The organism is Corynebacterium sp. HMSC035E02 (assembly GCF_001836065.1).
In the GTDB taxonomy this organism is placed as follows: domain Bacteria; phylum Actinomycetota; class Actinomycetes; order Mycobacteriales; family Mycobacteriaceae; genus Corynebacterium; species Corynebacterium hiratae.
On sequence record NZ_KV827377.1, the window covers coordinates 71,410 to 87,887 of the forward strand.

Annotated in this window: 14 protein-coding genes; 6 read left to right on the forward strand and 8 right to left on the reverse strand. The window is 61.3% G+C overall.

Going from position 1 to position 16,478, the window contains the following annotated elements:
* The gene (locus HMPREF2635_RS13490; RefSeq protein WP_158013196.1) at positions 1 to 171 is read right to left on the reverse strand and encodes a hypothetical protein; all 171 of its coding nucleotides are present in this window, start codon (positions 169 to 171) and stop codon (positions 1 to 3) included.
* 37 nt (positions 172 to 208) lie between these two features.
* Here HMPREF2635_RS13490 and HMPREF2635_RS12280 point away from each other — a divergent pair, with 37 nt between their 5' ends.
* The 5 genes from HMPREF2635_RS12280 (at position 209) to HMPREF2635_RS12300 (ending at position 7,170) form a co-directional block, all read left to right on the forward strand.
* On the forward strand, positions 209 to 991 hold the full coding sequence (locus HMPREF2635_RS12280; protein ID WP_070516084.1) for an HNH endonuclease family protein: 783 nt from the start codon (positions 209 to 211) through the stop codon (positions 989 to 991).
* Between the two features lie 370 nt (positions 992 to 1,361).
* Entirely contained in the window at positions 1,362 to 2,345 is a 984-nt protein-coding gene (locus HMPREF2635_RS12285; RefSeq protein WP_070516086.1) for an ABC transporter permease, read from the forward strand.
* Positions 2,346 to 3,431: an ABC transporter permease gene (locus HMPREF2635_RS12290; protein WP_070509741.1), complete on the forward strand. Its 1,086-nt coding sequence runs from the start codon at positions 2,346 to 2,348 to the stop codon at positions 3,429 to 3,431.
* Complete coding sequence (locus HMPREF2635_RS12295; RefSeq protein WP_070516088.1) at positions 3,428 to 5,398, forward strand: ABC transporter ATP-binding protein; 1,971 nt, start codon at positions 3,428 to 3,430, stop codon at positions 5,396 to 5,398. The genes HMPREF2635_RS12290 and HMPREF2635_RS12295 overlap by 4 nt, the downstream gene beginning before the upstream one ends.
* Before the next feature lie 62 nt (positions 5,399 to 5,460).
* A complete protein-coding gene (locus tag HMPREF2635_RS12300) occupies positions 5,461 to 7,170 on the forward strand; it encodes an ABC transporter family substrate-binding protein (protein WP_070516090.1) in 1,710 nt (569 codons plus the stop codon).
* 119 nt (positions 7,171 to 7,289) lie between these two features.
* Here the strand turns inward: HMPREF2635_RS12300 and HMPREF2635_RS12305 are convergent, their stop codons facing one another.
* The 5 genes from HMPREF2635_RS12305 to pflB form a co-directional block, all read right to left on the reverse strand.
* Positions 7,290 to 8,486, reverse strand: a complete 1,197-nt coding sequence (locus HMPREF2635_RS12305; protein ID WP_070516092.1) for an SPFH domain-containing protein — start codon at positions 8,484 to 8,486, stop codon at positions 7,290 to 7,292.
* A gap of 104 nt (positions 8,487 to 8,590) precedes the next feature.
* Positions 8,591 to 9,841, reverse strand: coding sequence for an alpha/beta fold hydrolase (locus tag HMPREF2635_RS12310; protein WP_070516094.1), 1,251 nt, complete (start codon positions 9,839 to 9,841; stop codon positions 8,591 to 8,593).
* A gap of 4 nt (positions 9,842 to 9,845) precedes the next feature.
* Entirely contained in the window at positions 9,846 to 10,715 is an 870-nt protein-coding gene (gene pflA, locus HMPREF2635_RS12315; protein ID WP_070516097.1) for a pyruvate formate-lyase-activating protein, read from the reverse strand.
* Complete coding sequence (grcA2, locus tag HMPREF2635_RS12320; RefSeq protein WP_070509749.1) at positions 10,716 to 10,967, reverse strand: autonomous glycyl radical cofactor GrcA2; 252 nt, start codon at positions 10,965 to 10,967, stop codon at positions 10,716 to 10,718.
* 35 nt (positions 10,968 to 11,002) lie between these two features.
* The gene (gene pflB / locus HMPREF2635_RS12325) at positions 11,003 to 13,114 is read right to left on the reverse strand and encodes a formate C-acetyltransferase (RefSeq protein WP_232745238.1); all 2,112 of its coding nucleotides are present in this window, start codon (positions 13,112 to 13,114) and stop codon (positions 11,003 to 11,005) included.
* Positions 13,115 to 13,468: 354 nt separating this feature from the next.
* Between pflB and HMPREF2635_RS12330 the strand changes: the two genes are divergently transcribed.
* The gene (locus HMPREF2635_RS12330; protein WP_070509752.1) at positions 13,469 to 15,391 is read left to right on the forward strand and encodes a solute carrier family 23 protein; all 1,923 of its coding nucleotides are present in this window, start codon (positions 13,469 to 13,471) and stop codon (positions 15,389 to 15,391) included.
* 79 nt (positions 15,392 to 15,470) lie between these two features.
* Here HMPREF2635_RS12330 and HMPREF2635_RS12335 read toward each other — a convergent pair whose 3' ends face one another.
* A complete protein-coding gene (locus HMPREF2635_RS12335) occupies positions 15,471 to 16,076 on the reverse strand; it encodes a hypothetical protein (protein ID WP_046647363.1) in 606 nt (201 codons plus the stop codon).
* 83 nt (positions 16,077 to 16,159) lie between these two features.
* Positions 16,160 to 16,462, reverse strand: a complete 303-nt coding sequence (locus tag HMPREF2635_RS12340; protein WP_230308861.1) for a hypothetical protein — start codon at positions 16,460 to 16,462, stop codon at positions 16,160 to 16,162.
* Positions 16,463 to 16,478: the final 16 nt, after the last annotated feature.

Consider the following 16,478-nt stretch of genomic DNA (forward strand, 5'->3'; position numbering starts at 1 on the left):
CTACTCCCCCAAAGTGCGCACAACAAGCTGCACGGCCTCATCGAGGGAAGGATGCGATGTCGGCTTCGGCATACCGCAAAAGACCTGGCAGGCGTGATCCGGGATGACCTCCGCCGAGCGCGTAAGGCCGCGCTCGGCGAGGTAGTCGTCAAAGAACATATCGATACTCATACCGTGTGCCGATTCTACCCACTAGGATCAATGCGTCATGGCCTCTCGTACCCCGTTCTTCATCGCCGCGCTGCTCAACGCTGCGGTGGCTGTGCTCGTGGTGGTCGGCCTGCTCCTTCCCTCCCCGGCTGCTCCCCCAGCGGCGGGGCCGAGTGCTTCCACAACAACAGCGGCGCCCGCGCAAGAAGCCCCCACAGAAGAACACTCCGACGAAGCCACGCCCCCGCCAGACATTGCGCCAGGCATAGCCGAAGCGCTCGCCGCCCTAGATTCTCTGAAGGTCAAGGGCCGCGCCCCCATGACCGGTTATGAGCGCGAGGAATTCGGCCAGGCCTGGTCCGATGATGTCACGGTGGTGTTTGGCCACAACGGCTGCGATACCCGCAACGATATCCTCCGCAGGGACTTGGATCCGGAGAGCCTCGTGCTCAAGGAAGGAACCCACGACTGCGTGGCGCTCGCCGGCACCTTGCATGATCCTTATTCGGGCCAGGACATTGAGTTTCAGCGCGGGGCGCAGACCTCGAGTGCAGTGCAGATCGATCACGTTGTGGCGCTGGCCGACGCCTGGCAGAAAGGCGCCCAGCAATGGTCACCCGAGAAGCGCCGCAACTTTGCCAATGATCCCCGCAATCTCCTTGCCGTCGATGGTCCTCTCAACCAGCAGAAAGGCGCCGGCGATGCCGCCACGTGGCTGCCGCCCAACAAAGGTTTTCGCTGTGAGTATGCGCGTCGCATCGTCGAGGTAAAAGCGGTCTATGAAATCTGGGTCACGGAGGCTGAAAAAGATGCGCTGAGCCGGCTCCTGCATGCTTGCTGAGCGTTCCTTACCCCTTATCTATTCAGCGCAATCCCCCTGCACACTACCCCCAAACTATGCGCATATTATTCACTGCCACCCAGGCAATCAGGCACGATTTGTGAGCCCAAAGAAGCTTTCAGTCCCTGCACCGACACTCCCCTGCTTGCAAATTTCTATAGGCCAATTAATATGTAATTAATACAAAGTTTTCACACGCGGGGAGTACCCCCATGAAACAAAAACAATCATTATTCCTCTCCTGTCTCACATTTCTTTTAATATGTGACACAGCACCTAGCCTGAGGTCTAGGTCACATGAGTGCCGTTAACTCTTATCGGCCGCCATACTCACCGAATCTGCCGAGACAAACCCTGCGAAGGAATAGTGATGTTCAAGTACATCATCAAGAAGACCGCCAGCTGGCTGGTAGTCATCTTCCTCGCGACTAATATCGCGTATCTCCTGGCCGCAACCTTCCTTGATCCCCGATCAAATTATGTCGGCCGCAACCCACCGCTCGAGCCGGAAGAAATCGGCCGCATCCTCACTCCGCTCGGGCTCAATCCTGAGACCCCGCTTATTGAGCGCTGGTGGGGCTGGCTTTCCAACATTCTCTTCCACTGGGACTGGGGTACCTCCCCTCTCGGCGACCCGGTCAGCGCGCAAATCGCTCACCGCGCTCTCGTCTCGGCACAGCTACTGCTCGTCGCCACGATCCTCTCCGTCATCATCGGCGTCGGCCTTGGTGTCTACACCGCTTCCCGCCAATACAAAGCGGCTGACCGCTTCTGGCAGGGCGTTTCCATCATCACGATGAACACCCACGTGGTCGTCGCCTCCATTCTGGTTGTTGCCGGTGGCCTGTGGATCAACCGCGTCACCGGCCACCGCGTGGTTTATGTGACGGGCGCGTCCAGCCTCGGCGTCGAAGGCTTCTTCCCCAAGCTGCTGGATATGGCGCAGCACCTCATCTTGCCGTCCATCTCGCTCATCATCATCAGCTACGCCGGCTACCACATGATGCAGCGCACCCTGTTGCTGGATAACTTGAATGCCGACTACGTGCGCACCGCCCGGGCCAAGGGCCTCACGCGCTCCCAGGCCATCCGCAAGCACGCCCTGCGCACCTCCATCATTCCGGTGGCAACCTCCGTGGCCTTCTCCGTTCCCGGAATCTTTACCGGCGCCATCATGACGGAAACCATTTTCGCGTGGAAGGGAATGGGCCAGTACTTCATCGAAACCATCAGCCGCAACGACGTCAACGGCACCACCGCCGTCGCCGCCTTCGGTGCCGTCATGATTGCCTTCTCCGCAATCCTGGCTGACCTCGTCGTCGTAGCCCTCGATCCGCGAGTAAGGGTGAGCTAAATGTCTCCAGAAAAGAAATCCACGTCGCCGCGCTCGGCAGCACGTCAGCCGCAACGCCACCGCCGCAACGATCTCGCTATCGACACCGCCGCGGACAACCTTGGCGTGCGCCCGCATACCGCCACTGCTGACTTTTCACCGCAGACCGAACCCAGCGCACAGTCCGCACTTGGTTCCGGCGTCGATGTCGATGACGCACAGCGCAAGCAGTTCTCCAGCAACGAGTTCCGCGGCACCTCAAAGCTCAAGCTGTACGTTCGCCGCTTCTTCCGCAACAAGTTCGCGGCCGTCGGCCTCGTCATCTTCGTGTTGCTCACCCTGCTGGCCATCTTTGGCAGCCTGCTGACCCCCTGGGGTTTCGATGAGCCGGACTTCTTCAACCTGTCCACCGGACCTTCCTCCGAGCACTGGTTCGGCACGACCGATTCCGGTAACGACCTCTTCGCGCAAACCGTCCACGGCCTGGGCCGCTCGCTCATCATTGCGCTTATCGTGTCGATAGCATCCACGGTGTTGTCCGCTTTCATCGGCGCGGCCGCGGCCATGTACGGAGGCGCGGTGGAAAAGGTCATCCTGGCCGTCATCCACTTCCTGCTGGCAATCCCGACCTTCCTGCTCATCGCTCTGGTGGTCTCCGATTCCGGCGGTGACTGGAAGCTGCTCATCGTGGTGCTCATCGTCTTCGGCTGGATGTACCCGGCGCGTGTCATCTGGGCCATGGCGCTCAGCGTGCGCGAGAACGACTACGTCCGCGCCGCGGACTACATGGGTGTTTCGCGCCTGCGCACCATCTTCCGCCACGTAGTGCCCAACATCGGTTCGCTGCTCATCATCCAAGCGGCCCTGGGCGTGGTGTCCACCATCATGTCGGAGACCGCGCTGTCCTTCTTGGGCTTGGGCGTGAAGCTTCCCGACGTCTCCCTGGGCACCCTCCTGGCCGGCGGCGCCAACGCCGTCGAGGCTTCACCCTGGCTCTTCTACTTCCCTGCAGGCATCCTCACGCTGCTGACCGTCTCCATGGCGTTCATCGCCGACGGTCTGCGCGACGCCATTGACCCCAACTCGAACTCTGGAGGCCGAGCATGACCCCGCAGAATACTGCGCATAACGCCAACGCCGTCCCGGCCAGCCGCGCTACCGATCCCGCCGCGTCCGCCGACCCGGTTCTGTCCGTACGCAATCTGTCCGTCACCTTCCCCTCGGAGGCCGGCTCCGTCCACGCCGTACGTGGCGTTGACTTCGACCTTATGCCGGGCCGCACCCTGGCCATTGTGGGCGAGTCCGGCTCCGGTAAGTCCGTCACCTCAATGGCGGTTATGGGTCTGCTGCCGGATTACGCCAAGGTGGAAGGCTCCGTGGTCTATGCCGGCACCGAGCTCATCGGCAAGTCCGACAAGGAGATGTCGAAGATCCGCGGCAAGGACATCGCCATGATCTTCCAGGACCCGCTCTCCTCCCTGACCCCGGTGTTCTCCATCGGCGACCAGCTCATCGAAGCCATCCAGACCCACCGCGATGTCTCCACGAAGGAGGCGGAGAAGGAGGCCATTCGCCTGCTCGAACTCGTCGGCATTCCGGAGGCGGACAAGCGCGTGAAGTCCTTCCCGCACGAGTTCTCCGGTGGTATGCGTCAGCGCGTGGTCATCGCCATCGCCATGGCGAATAACCCGCGCGTCATCATCGCCGACGAGCCCACCACGGCCCTCGACGTCACCATCCAGGCTCAGATCCTGGAGGTCCTCAAGGTGGCGCAGCGCGAAACCGGCGCCGCGGTCATCATGATTACCCACGACATGGGTGTCGTGGCCGGCACAGCCGACGACGTCCTCGTCATGTACGCCGGTCGCCCGGTGGAGCTGGGCGATGTCGACACCATCTTCAACAACCCCAAGATGCCCTACACCGTGGGTCTTCTCGGGTCGACGCCGCGCGTCGACAAGGCCACCGATGAGCCGCTGACCCCCATAGCGGGTACCCCGCCGCGGCTGATTGAGGTCGCCGCCGAGTGCCCCTTCGCCGACCGTTGCCCAGTGGTGATGGACGAGTGCCGCACCATGGAGCCGGAGCTGCGTGAGCTTGGCGACGGCCCCGGCCACTACGCCTCCTGCCTACGCTCCGATGAAATTGAGGACGGCACGATTGGCGGCGAGCGCATGTACCCACTACCGAAGCTTTCCGCCGATACCTTGGGCGATACGCCCTACGACCAGCGCCCCGTCACCTTGGAGGTCAAGAACCTGGTCAAGGACTTCCCGCTCATCAAGGGAGCGATTCTCAAGCGCCGCGTCGGCACCGTCCATGCGGTCAAGAACGTCAGCTTCGACGTGCACCAGGGCGAGTGCTTCGCCATCGTGGGTGAGTCCGGTTCCGGCAAGACCACCACCCTGCTGGAGATCATGGACCTCAACCCTCCAGAGGGCTCCACCATCGTGGTCAACGGCACCAACACCTCCGGCTTGAGTGCGTCGGCACGCCGCAAGCTGCGCAAGGACATCCAGATCGTCTTCCAGGATCCAATGAGCTCGCTCAACCCGCGCATGACCATCCGTGAGATCATCGCTGAGCCGCTGGAATCGCTGGGGTACGAGGGGGACGTCGGCCAGCGCGTGGGTGAGCTGATGAAACTCGTCGGCCTCGAATCCCACCAGGTGGACCGCTTCCCCGGACACTTCTCTGGCGGACAGCGCCAGCGCATCGGCTTGGCCCGCGCGCTCGCCACCAACCCCTCCATCGTGGTGCTCGATGAGCCCGTCTCCGCCCTCGACGTGTCCATCCAGGCTGGCATCATCAACCTGCTGCACGATCTGAAGAACCGCCTCGGGATCTCCCTGGTCTTCGTCGCCCACGACCTGTCCGTTGTGCGCCACCTCTCCGACAAGGTCGCGGTGATGTACAAGGGCGATTTCGTGGAATACGGCCCCACCGACGAGGTCTTCGACAACCCCCAACACGCTTATACCCGCGCGCTGCTCTCCGCCATCCCGGTGCCGGACCCAGCCGTGGAACGTGACCGGGTGCGCGAGATTTACCAGCCCGCCGAAACCCCGGCTTAGCAAGACTTATAACTGAATACTCACCCCTTTGTCTCCATGTTTCCTCTCGAAAGGACACAAAAATGAACATGAAGCTCCGCAGGACCGCCCTCGCAGTGGTCACCGCCTCTGCCCTCATTCTCACCGGCTGCGCCTCCGACGGCGGCTCCGGCAGCTCCGATGGCTCCAAGGACTCCAGCAACTCCGCAGCCGGCGAGAAGCTGGACGTCAAGCTGGACGGATCCTACAACGCCAAGGACCGCTCCGAGCTCAAGCAGGGCGGCGAGCTGCGCCTGGCCATCACCGAGATCTCCCAGCAGCAGAACCCCTTCCAGGCCGACGGTACCCGCTACACCAGCGACGTCTGGAAGTTCTACAACCCGCAGATCGGTCTTTTCGACGGATCCGGCGAGTTCCACGTCAACAATGACTACATCACGGACGTCAAGGACGAGGAGAAGGACGGCAAGACCGTCGTCACCTACACCATCCACGAGAAGGCCCAGTACAACGACGGCACCCCGATTGACTGGAAGGCCTTCGAGAACACCTGGAAGTTCAACAACGGTGAGGACGAGGAGGCTAACGTCTCCTCCACCGATGGCTACGAGCTCATCGAGTCCGTCGAGCCAGGTGAGAACGACAAGCAGGCCGTCATCACCTTCAAGCAGGCATACCCCTGGTGGCAGGGTCTGTTCAACATCCTGCTCCCGCCGCAAATTGACTCCGCCAAGAAGTTCAACGAAGCCTACCTCGGTGAGGTCCACCCAGAGTGGGGCGCGGGCCCGTTCAAGGTTGAAAACGTTGACTTCCAGAGCGGCAGCGCTACCTTCGTCCCGAACGAGAAGTGGTGGGGCGATAAGCCTTTCCTGGACAAGGTGACCTACCGTCAGATGGAGGATCAGGCCTCCATCAACGCGTTCAAGGCCGGCGAGATTGACGCCACCGGCGTGGGCAACAAGGAGCGCCTGGCTGCAGTCAAGGACATGCAGGGCATTGAGATCCGCACCGCCATGGCCCCGTCCAACTCGCTCATCGTTCTCAACTCCAAGAACGAGATTCTTTCCGATGCCAAGGTCCGCGAGGCCATCATGACCGGTATCGACCGCTCCACGCTGTCCGGCATCCGCTTCAACGGCCTCAACGGCTACACCGAGGAGTTGCCGGGATCCTTCAACCTGTACCAGACCCAGGAGGGCTACGAGGACAACTTCGGGTCTGTGGTGAAGTTCGATGCCGAGAAGGCTAAGTCCCTGCTCGACGAGGCCGGCTGGAAGGAAGGCGGCGACGGCATCCGCGAGAAGGACGGCAAGAAGCTGTCCATGCGCTACACGCTGTTGGGTGATTCTTCCATCAGCAAGGCCCTGGCCACCGCCACCCAGAAGATGATGAAGGACATCGGCGTGGACCTGAAGGTGGAGGAGCGCCCGTCCGCGGACTTCTCCAAGATCACCTCCTCCTATGACTTTGATGTCTTCCCCATGGGCTTCTCCTCCGGCGATCCGTTCGGTGTGGCCTACTTCGGCCAGATTTACCGCTCCGGCTCCCAGCTCAACCGCTCCGGCACGGGTACCCCGGAGATGGACAAGAAGATCGACGAGCTATCCCAGATCGCCGATCCAAACGAGCAGATCAAGGAAGCCAACAAGCTGGAGAAGGAAGCACTGGGTCAGTTCGGCATCATGCCGATTTACAACGGCCCGGCCATGGTGGCTACCAGCCCGGACATCGCGAACTTCGGTGCCAACTCCTTCGCCGTCATCGAGGTGGAGAACATCGGCTACGTCAAGTAGGTAACGCGCTCGGCGCCGCACCATATGATGCGCGGAGCCTTGCTCTCACTTCCGCCGAAAGAAAAGAGAGGGCCTTCCCAGACTGCGGGAAGGCCCTCTATTCATGTGCTTAGCTGTCTTTAGTTGCCCTTGTTGAGCTGGTTGCGCAACTGGTCAAAGTAATCGCGCGCGCTCTGCGGCTGATTATTGCCCTGGGGCGGGGCCGGGAAACCCGAGAACTGACCAAAGCCCTGGCCCTGCTGTGCGTTCTGCACCTTTTCCTGAGCCTGTTGCTGTGCGCGCTGCGCCTGCTCCATCAGCTCAGCATCGCGGCGGGCACGCTCATCGCGCTCGCGGCGCTCCTGCTCCTCACGGCGGCGGCGCTCAGCGGCGGCGTCCTCGCGGCTGTGCTTTGCTTCGCCGGCCGGCACCTTCGGCTTCGGGGCTTCATTAATAGCGTTGGTGGACAGCAGCGTATCGCGCATACCGCCGAAGAGATCCTGCATGCCGCCCGGGTTAGACGGCATGTAGAGCACGTTGGTGTGGGCGCGGTCGGCTACGTCCACCATGGCGTCGAGGTACTGGGAGACCAGCATGAGGGTCTCGGGGTTCTCCTGCACGCCGGCAGCACGCAGCAGCTCATACTGCTGGGCAATACCTTCGACGATTTCCTTACGCTGGTCAGCCACACCGCGACCCTGCAGCTTCTTAGCCTCGGCCGCACCCTCGGCCTCCTTGACCACGCGGATCTTCTCGGCCTCCGCCTGAGCAACGGCCGCCTCGCGCTCACGCTGCGCCGCGTTAATGGAGTTCATGGACTCGCGCACGCGAGCATCTGGGCGAATATCGGTGACCAGGGTATTGACGAAGTTCCAGCCGTAGGCGGCCATGTTATCGCGCAGGGACATCGCCACGTTGCGGGCGATGGTGTCCTTGGAAGAGAAGGAATCATCCAGGTTCATGTTTGCCACGGAGGAACGGACGTTGTCCTGCACGTAGGCCACGATCTGCTGCTCGTGGTTGGACAGGGTATAGAAGGCCTGGCGCTCGCTGCCCTGGACTACCTCGTACTGCACGGCAACGGGGATCTGGACGAAGACGTTGTCCTTGGTCTTGGTTTCCACCATGACATCGAGCTGACGGATCTGCAGGCTGATCTTGGCGCGCACGCGGTCGACGTAGGGCAGCTTGAAGTGCAAGCCTGCGTGAGCCACGGTCACGAACTTACCCATCCGCTCAATGATGGCGGCTTCCTTCGTCCGGACGATGAAGAAACCGTCGAAGGCGGTGGCAATAATAAGTAGGAGAATCACGCCAATGACGATGAGACCGGCCATAGGCTTATCCTTTCTGCTCGATTTAGATTTTCCTAACCAGTGTGCCACACGGTGACCACCACCACATCTCGAGGGAGATCACTCCCCGAGGTCACTCGGAGCCTTTAATGCTCGTCAGCTACCCGGAAGAGCTCACCCAAAATCCCCGCGCCGTCCTCACTAATCCCATTGTGTTGGAAGCGGTTAGTCACCACTGGGCGCAAGTCGCGGTAGGTCTCCGCTGTGGCTAGGGAATCCTCGAAGGGCACGAAGATATCGTCGAGGTAGATGGCGGCGGAGGCGGTAACGGGGGCGTCGGCAAGCTTGGCGGCGTCATACGGAGAGCTTGCCCACTCGTGGGCGGCGAGCTCCTCGGCGGCCTGCTTGAAGGGGCGCAGCGCCGGGTCCTCATCGAACTGCCAAGGGAAAATGTGCTCACCGGTCAGATAGGTGCCGCCTTCGGCGAACTCGGGGAATTCCTCGCGTATGCGGTGCGCCGCCCAGCCGGTGACGGCTTGGCCGCCGACGCCACCGTAGATGGATTCATGAATCGCCGCGTACAGCGGGCCGGCCTGGAAGCTCACGCGGCTACCGACGTCGTTGAGGAAGTCCGAACGCAAGCGCTTCTCGCCGTGCACGGTGCGGAAAGGTTCCTCCAGCAGGTAACCCAGAGAATCGAATCCGGTACCGCGGCCCAGTTCGATGCCGATGGTGCGGAAGCGGCGCGAAGACAGACGCTCCCCCGTCGGCAGCAGCTCCTCCGAGTTGTCTAGGTGGTGGAGGATTTCCTCGATGCGCGCTTGTGCCCACGGGAACTGGGCATAGAACCGCTCGTGGCGGACCTTGAGCTTGGCAAAGGTGGTGCGGTAGAGATCATCCGCGCCTTTGGTCAGGGTGGGCAGTCCACCAGTGAGGAAGGCACGCCCAATGGAATCAGGGAACATCGAGACATAGGCGGTGATGATGAAGCCGCCGAAGGATTGGCCGAAGAGATCCCAGGATTCCTCGCCGAGGTGCTCGCGCAGGCGCTCGGCATCGCGCACGATATTTTCTTGCCGCAGCTGCGCCAGACGCGCAGCGCTGCGATCCTCAGCCGGGCTGAGCTCGTCAATGCGATGGCTGCGCCCGGTGCCGCGCTGGTCCATGAGGATCCAGCGGTAGCGCTCCAAGCCCTTCCCGATGAGTCCGGAAGCACCCGTCGGCCGCGGCGCCGGGAAGCCCGGCCCGCCCTGGTTATAGAGCAGCGCCGGATAATTCTCACCGCCGGGCGGGATGATTTCCCGGGCGTAGAGCTCGAACTCCCCCGCGGCGGGATTGTCATAGTCCCAGGGGACGGTGATGGTGTGTTCCTTGATGGTGTGGCCGAAGCGTTTCATGCTTCTAGTAGACCACGAAACCTTCCTTGCGGAACACCTCGCGGATAGCTTCGACGTCTTCCGGCTTCGGCGGCTTCGTATCCTCCAAGGTGTAGGGGTAGCCCAGCTCGTGCCACTTATCCGCGCCCATGTTGTGGAAGGGCAGCACCTCGATGCGCTCAATGTTGCTCTTCCAGCGGGAGACAATGCGCGCAACGTTGGCGACGTTCTCTGGGGAGTCGGTAAGCCCCGGCACCACCACGAAGCGAATCCACACCGGTTTGCCGATGGCATTGAGGCGATCCCCAAAGTCGATCGTCGGCTGCAATTCACGCCGGGTGACCTTTTTATAGGTCTCCTCGTCACCGGACTTGACGTCCAGCAGCACCAAATCGATATTGTCCAGGTCTTCATCACGCAGGCGCGCGCCGAGGTAGCCCGAGGTATCGATCGTGGTGTGGATGCCTGCATCGTGGACTTCCTTGAGCAGGCGCCGCGCGAAGGCGATCTGGAAGAGTGGCTCACCACCAGAGATGGTCAGCCCACCCCCGGAAGCCTTGAAGACGGGCTTATAACGCTTGACGCGCTTAACCACGTCTTCGATGCGCTCCAAGGTGCCGACCTTCATCTCCATGGTGTCTGGATTGTGGCAGTACTGGCAGCGCAACGGGCAACCCGACATGAACATGGTCATGCGGGTTCCAGGCCCATCCACGGCCGTCACCAGCTCCCAGGAGTGCACGAGCGCGACATCACCAGAGCGGCGAGCCTGCATCAACTCTGGGCGGGTGTAACCGTCGAGGTCGTTGTCCGTTCCTAAACCGGCGGCGGCGCCGCGCACCTTCTCCCCTTCTTCTGGGGTAAGGCGCACGACGCCGGTAATGCCATCTGCCATTTAGGAGCCCTGGTGGAAGGTACGGGAGATGACGTCCAGCTGCTGCTCGCGGGTGAGCTTCACAAAGTTCACCGCGTAGCCGGAAACGCGGACCGTGAGGTTCGGGTACTTCTCCGGGTGCTCAACGGCGTCCTCCAGGGTGGACTTGTCCAGGACGTTAATGTTGGCGTGGTAAAGGCCCGAGTTCATGTTGTTGGCGGTGCGGTTGGCCTTCATGGAAGCGAGGCGCTCGTCGAAAGTTTTGGTTGCCATGATGTGTTCTCCTTAGGAAGTGGTGTGGACGTGGTCTATTCGGAATCCATGATGAAGCCGGCGTCGAGGACGCCCACCAGGTTGGTGATGCGCTCCTCCGGGGTGCGGCCCAATCCGGACGGGGTGATGGTGTTGGTCAGCGAGATGCCGTCGAGTGCATCCTTGTAGTCCAGCTTGCCTACCGACAGCATGGAGGCAACCATGCCGTGGCTATCCGCGCCGTTCTCCGGGTTTGCGCCCGGCGCGAACGGGGTACCTGCCTGGTGGCCGGACGGGAAGGAACCAGTTGCCTTGCCGTAGACAACGTTGGAGGTAATGGTCAGCACCGACTGGGTGGGGATGGCGTTGCGGTACATCGGGATGGCCTTAATCTTCTCCATCACGGTGTGAACGATGGTGGCGGCGATGTCATCGGCGCGGTCGTCATCGTTGCCGTAGAAGGGGAAGTCACCTTCCGTCTTGTAGTCCACGATGAGGCCGGTTTCATCGCGCACCGGGTAGACCTTGGCGTACTTGATGGCGGAAAGCGAATCAGCCACGATGGACAGGCCGGCGATACCGCAGCCCATGGAGCGCACGATATCGGAATCATGCAGCGCCATCTCGATGGCCTCGTAGGCGTACTTGTCGTGGCAGTAGTGGATGATGTTGAGGGCCTCAACGTAGGTGCCCACAACCCAATCCAGCATCTCCTCGTACTTCTGCCAGACCTCGTCGAAGTCGAGCGGTCCATCGCCCTGGATTGCTTCGTAGCCGTCCACGACCTGCTTGCCGCTGACCTCGTCGCGGCCGCCGTTGATGGCGTAGAGCAGGGCCTTGGCGGCGTTCACGCGGGCGCCGAAGAACTGCATTTGCTTGCCGACGGCCATCGGGGACACGCAGCACGCAATTGCGGCGTCGTCGCCCCACTGCTCACGAATCTGCTTATCGGACTCGTACTGGATCGAGGAGGTCTCAATCGAGATGTGGGCGCAGAATTCCTTGTAGCCCGCCGGCAGCTGCGGATCCCAGAAGATGGTGATGTTCGGCTCCGGCGACGGGCCCAGGTTGATCAGCGTCTGCAGCAGACGGAAAGAAGTCTTGGTCACCATGTGGCGGCCATCGTCGCCAAAGCCGGCATCGGACCAGGTTGCCCAGTACGGGTCACCGGAGAAGATCTGGTCATAGTCCTCGGTGCGCAGGAAGCGGACGATGCGCAGCTTGAGCACCAGCTGGTCGATGATCTCCTGGGCGTCTTCCTCGGTGATGATGCCCGCGTTCAGGTCACGCTCGAAGTAGCAATCGAAGAATGCGGAGAGGCGGCCGATGGACATGGCGGCGCCGTCCTGGGACTTGATGGAGGCAAGGTATCCAAAGTAGGTCCACTGCACTGCCTCGTGGGCGGTCTTCGCGGGCTTCGAGATATCGAAGCCATAGGACTCAGCCATGACCTTGAGCTTCTTCAGAGCCTTGATCTGCTCGGCGTGCTCCTCGCGGTAGCGTGCCCAGTGCTCGGAGAAGCCGAGGTCCCCCACCGCATGCTTGGATGCTTCCTTCTCAGCAATGAGGAAGTCCACGCCGTAGAGGGCCACGCGGCGGTAGTCGCCGATGATGCGGCCGCGGCCATAGGCATCCGGCAGGCCGGTGATGATGTGGGAGGAACGCGCTGCGCGGATGCGCGGGGTGTAGATATCGAAGACTGCATCGTTGTGGGTCTTGCGGTAGCGCGTGAAGATCTTCTCGATCTCCGGGTCGGTTTCCTTACCGGCTTCCTTGATGGCCTGCTTGACCATGCGCCAACCACCATTGGGCATCATGGCGCGCTTGAGCGGCGTATCCGTCTGCAGGCCAACGATGACGTCATCGTCCTCGGAGATGTACCCAGCCGGGAAGGCGTCGATATCGCTTGGGGTGTGGGTGTCTACGTCGAAGATGCGCTTTTGGCGCTCGACGGACAGGTAATTCTTCTCCAAATGATCCCACACGCGCTGCGTCTTCTCGGTGGGCCCAGCGAGGAAGGAGGAGTCCCCGTCATAAGGGGTGTAGTTGCGCTGGATAAAATCACGAACGTCAATGTTTTCAGTCCACGGGCCGGGCTCAAAGCCCTTCCATGCCTCGAACTGCACAGACTGTTCCGTTGCGGTGGTCACTATTTTGACTCCCTTCATAGTTCGCACGACGCGTAACACTTAGTCGCAGAAGGGCTGTGGGTGACTTCGGCTCACGGGCAATTCGGTCAACGCGTATCGTCACCGAACCCCTCTCTGTAGCCAATAGTAGGGGTACGGACGCATAACCTCATATCGGCAAATGCGGGCCCCATGCCACCGAACGGGCTGGTTTTAGCACCACACTGGTCAGCTCTCTCATAGGTAACGACCGTACGGTTAGATGCGGGGGTAAATCACCCCCTGACGTGGCCTTTCCCACACCTTCCAGGCAAGTTCTTGGTGCCTGTCCGCGCCGCGCTCTATTGTTATGCGCAGTATCCTCGTCTCGCCCTTCAGCAAGGAGCTCTTTGCGTGTCTGACACCGCCGCTACCGCTAGCCCTGCCACCACCCCAACCCATCCCGTTGATGTTGTCCCGCCAGCGCCCAAGCTGGCAGCGCTCGGACTTCAGCACGTTCTCGCTTTCTACGCGGGCGCGGTCATCGTGCCGCTGCTCATCGCTGGTTCCTTGGGCCTCGATGAGGCCACCACGATTCACCTCATCAACGCTGACCTGTTGACCTGTGGTCTGGCGACGTTGATCCAAGCGGTGGGCGTCGGCAAGCACATCGGCGTCCGGCTGCCCATCATCCAGGGCGTAACCACCACGGCGGTCAGCCCCATCATAGCCATCGGCATGAGCGCTGGTGACCAGCCACTGCCCACGATCTATGGTGCGATTATTGCTGCCGGTATCTTTACCTTCTTCGCCGCGCCGGTCTTTGGACGCGTGCTCAAGTACTTCCCGCCGATTGTCACCGGCACCGTGCTTCTGGTCATGGGTACGTCGCTGCTGGCGGTCTCAGCAAATGACTTTGTCAATTACGCTGACGGGGTCCCGGCCGCGCGCGATCTGCTCTATGGTTTCGGCACGCTGGCCATCATCATTGTTGTGCAGCGTTTCTTCCGCGGCTTCCTGGGCACGCTGTCTGTGTTGCTTGGTTTGGTCATCGGTACTGGCGTGGCCTTCGTGCTGGGCGATACGTCCTTTGACGGCGTGCGTGAGGCTGATGCCATCGGCATGACGACGCCCTTCTACTTCGGTATGCCGAAGTTCGACATCATGGCGATTCTCTCCCTCATCATCGTCATGATCATCACCATGGTGGAAACCACCGGCGATGTCTTCGCTACCGGTGAGATTGTGAAGAAGCGCATCAAACGCGATGACGTTGTGCGCGCCATTCGCGCCGACGGTCTCTCCACCACCCTTGGTGGCGTGATGAACTCCTTCCCCTATACCTGCTTTGCGCAGAACGTCGGCCTCGTCCGCCTCACCGGTGTGAAGTCCCGCTGGGTCGCGGTGTCAGCAGCGGGCTTCATGATCATCCTGGGGCTGCTACCCAAGGCTGCAGCCATCGTGGCAGCTATCCCCTCCCCGGTGCTCGGCGGCGCCTCCCTCGCTCTGTTCGCCAACGTCGCCTGGGCCGGCCTGCAGACCATCGCGAAGGAAGACATCACCGACGGCCGCAACGCCGCCATCGTTACCACCGCGTTGGGGCTGGCCATGCTCGTCACCTTCAAGCCGGACGTAGCGACCGCCTTCCCGGAGTGGGCGCAGATCTTCGTCTCCTCCGGAATGTCCATCGGCGCTATCACCGCAATCCTGCTCAACTTGCTCTTCTTCCACCTCGGCTCGCAGTCCGGCGATGATGTCAGCCGCCTCGACGGCGCCGGTGTCTCGCTCAAGGAGCTCAACGAGATGGACCGCGATAGCTTCGTCAGCGCTCTGCGCCCGCTCTTCAACAACGAAACCTGGCCGCTCGAAGCCGCCTGGGAACTGCGCCCCTTCCAGGACGTCAGCCAGTTGCGCGAGGCAATCCAGGTCACGGTGCTCACCGCTCCGAGCGACCAGCGCCGCGCACTGATCCACGACTACCCGGCGATGGATGAGCTGCTGCTGGCCGATTCCGACACGGCCGCCACCATCTCCGCCGACCGCGGTTCCCTGGCCCTGGATGACCTCGACGATATTCAAACGCAGCAGCTTATCGACGTCTCACAGGCCTATCGCGAGCGCTTCGACATGCCGTTCGTGGCATACCTGGACACCAATGACTCGGCCGATCGCGTCATCGATGCGGGCGTGCGCCGCTTGTCCAACTCGGATGAGCTGGAGCAGCGCGTGGTCTTGAGCGAAATCATCGAGATTGCCAATGACCGCTTCGATATCCTCCTTGCGGACGCTAACCCGGTGCGAGCTTACTGGGACCGCAAGTTCACGGAGGTGGAATGAACATAGTTCATTCCACGTACGGGGGACACTCGACGTAGAAAAAGGATCATTCCACGCAAAAGGTCACTCGACGTGAGGACTAGCTGAACTCCATGGTGACCTGGGCCTCGGGGTCAACGCCACGGATGATGCCCTCATAGAAATTGCGAGCTTGATCCTGCAGGAGCTCGCGGTTGTCGTCGATGTCCTCGCGCTTCTTATCGGCGCTGAGGACATCCGACACTGTAGATGCGGCGTCGATCGGCTGGGTGGTCCAGCTGAGCACGCCGTTGTTTTCCACAGCGGTCTTAAACTCTTCATCGGAATGCCCAATGAAGATGAAGTCCGGGATGTGGACAGTGTAGGCATGCTCGCCGGTCTCAGTGACGCGAACGTCCTTGCCTTCGATACCGAGCTTGGCTTTATAGGAATACTGCACAAATTGTGTTCGGCTAGTCCACGGAACCTTCACGCCTAAGACCTGACCCACGGAAGATTTCTCCGCCAGCCCCTGGATACCCAGGCTGAGCAAGACCACCTGCTCTTCGCGCTGGACAGCCTTAACGACCTGCGTGTTGGTTGACTGCACCGGCGCGGTATAAACCTCGTGCGGCTGGCGCACGGCGTAGACACCAAGCGCAGCGCAGGCCAGCGACAACAGCACCACGAGGGCGATGAGGGTGGTGCTTAGTTTGCGAGGAGACATAAAGCCCGTCCTTTGTGTGATTCAGAAAAAGATGCCTTCCAGACTAGCCCTTCGATCTGAACCCAGCCCCACACACAATGCTTTTACCTTGCTCTGATGAGGGCCTGCTGATCCACGAAGGCGCCAAAGGCCATCAACAAGGTGTCAAGCTCCGTGCGCAAGTGGCGGTGCATAACCACCGCCCCAGAACGCCGAAGCCGTTCTTCGGCAACCCCGTTGACGTCGCCTAGCACCAGCACCACGTGGCCGGGGAGGACGCCATCGAATTCTGTGGCGTCGAGAACCACACCATCGCACGCGCGTGCTTCCTCTTCCGTACTGATCCACCGAACACGCACTCCGTGTGGTGCGTAGCGTGCCACATCCGCAGCCAAACGCTCGCTCATTAAAAGCCCGAGAGTT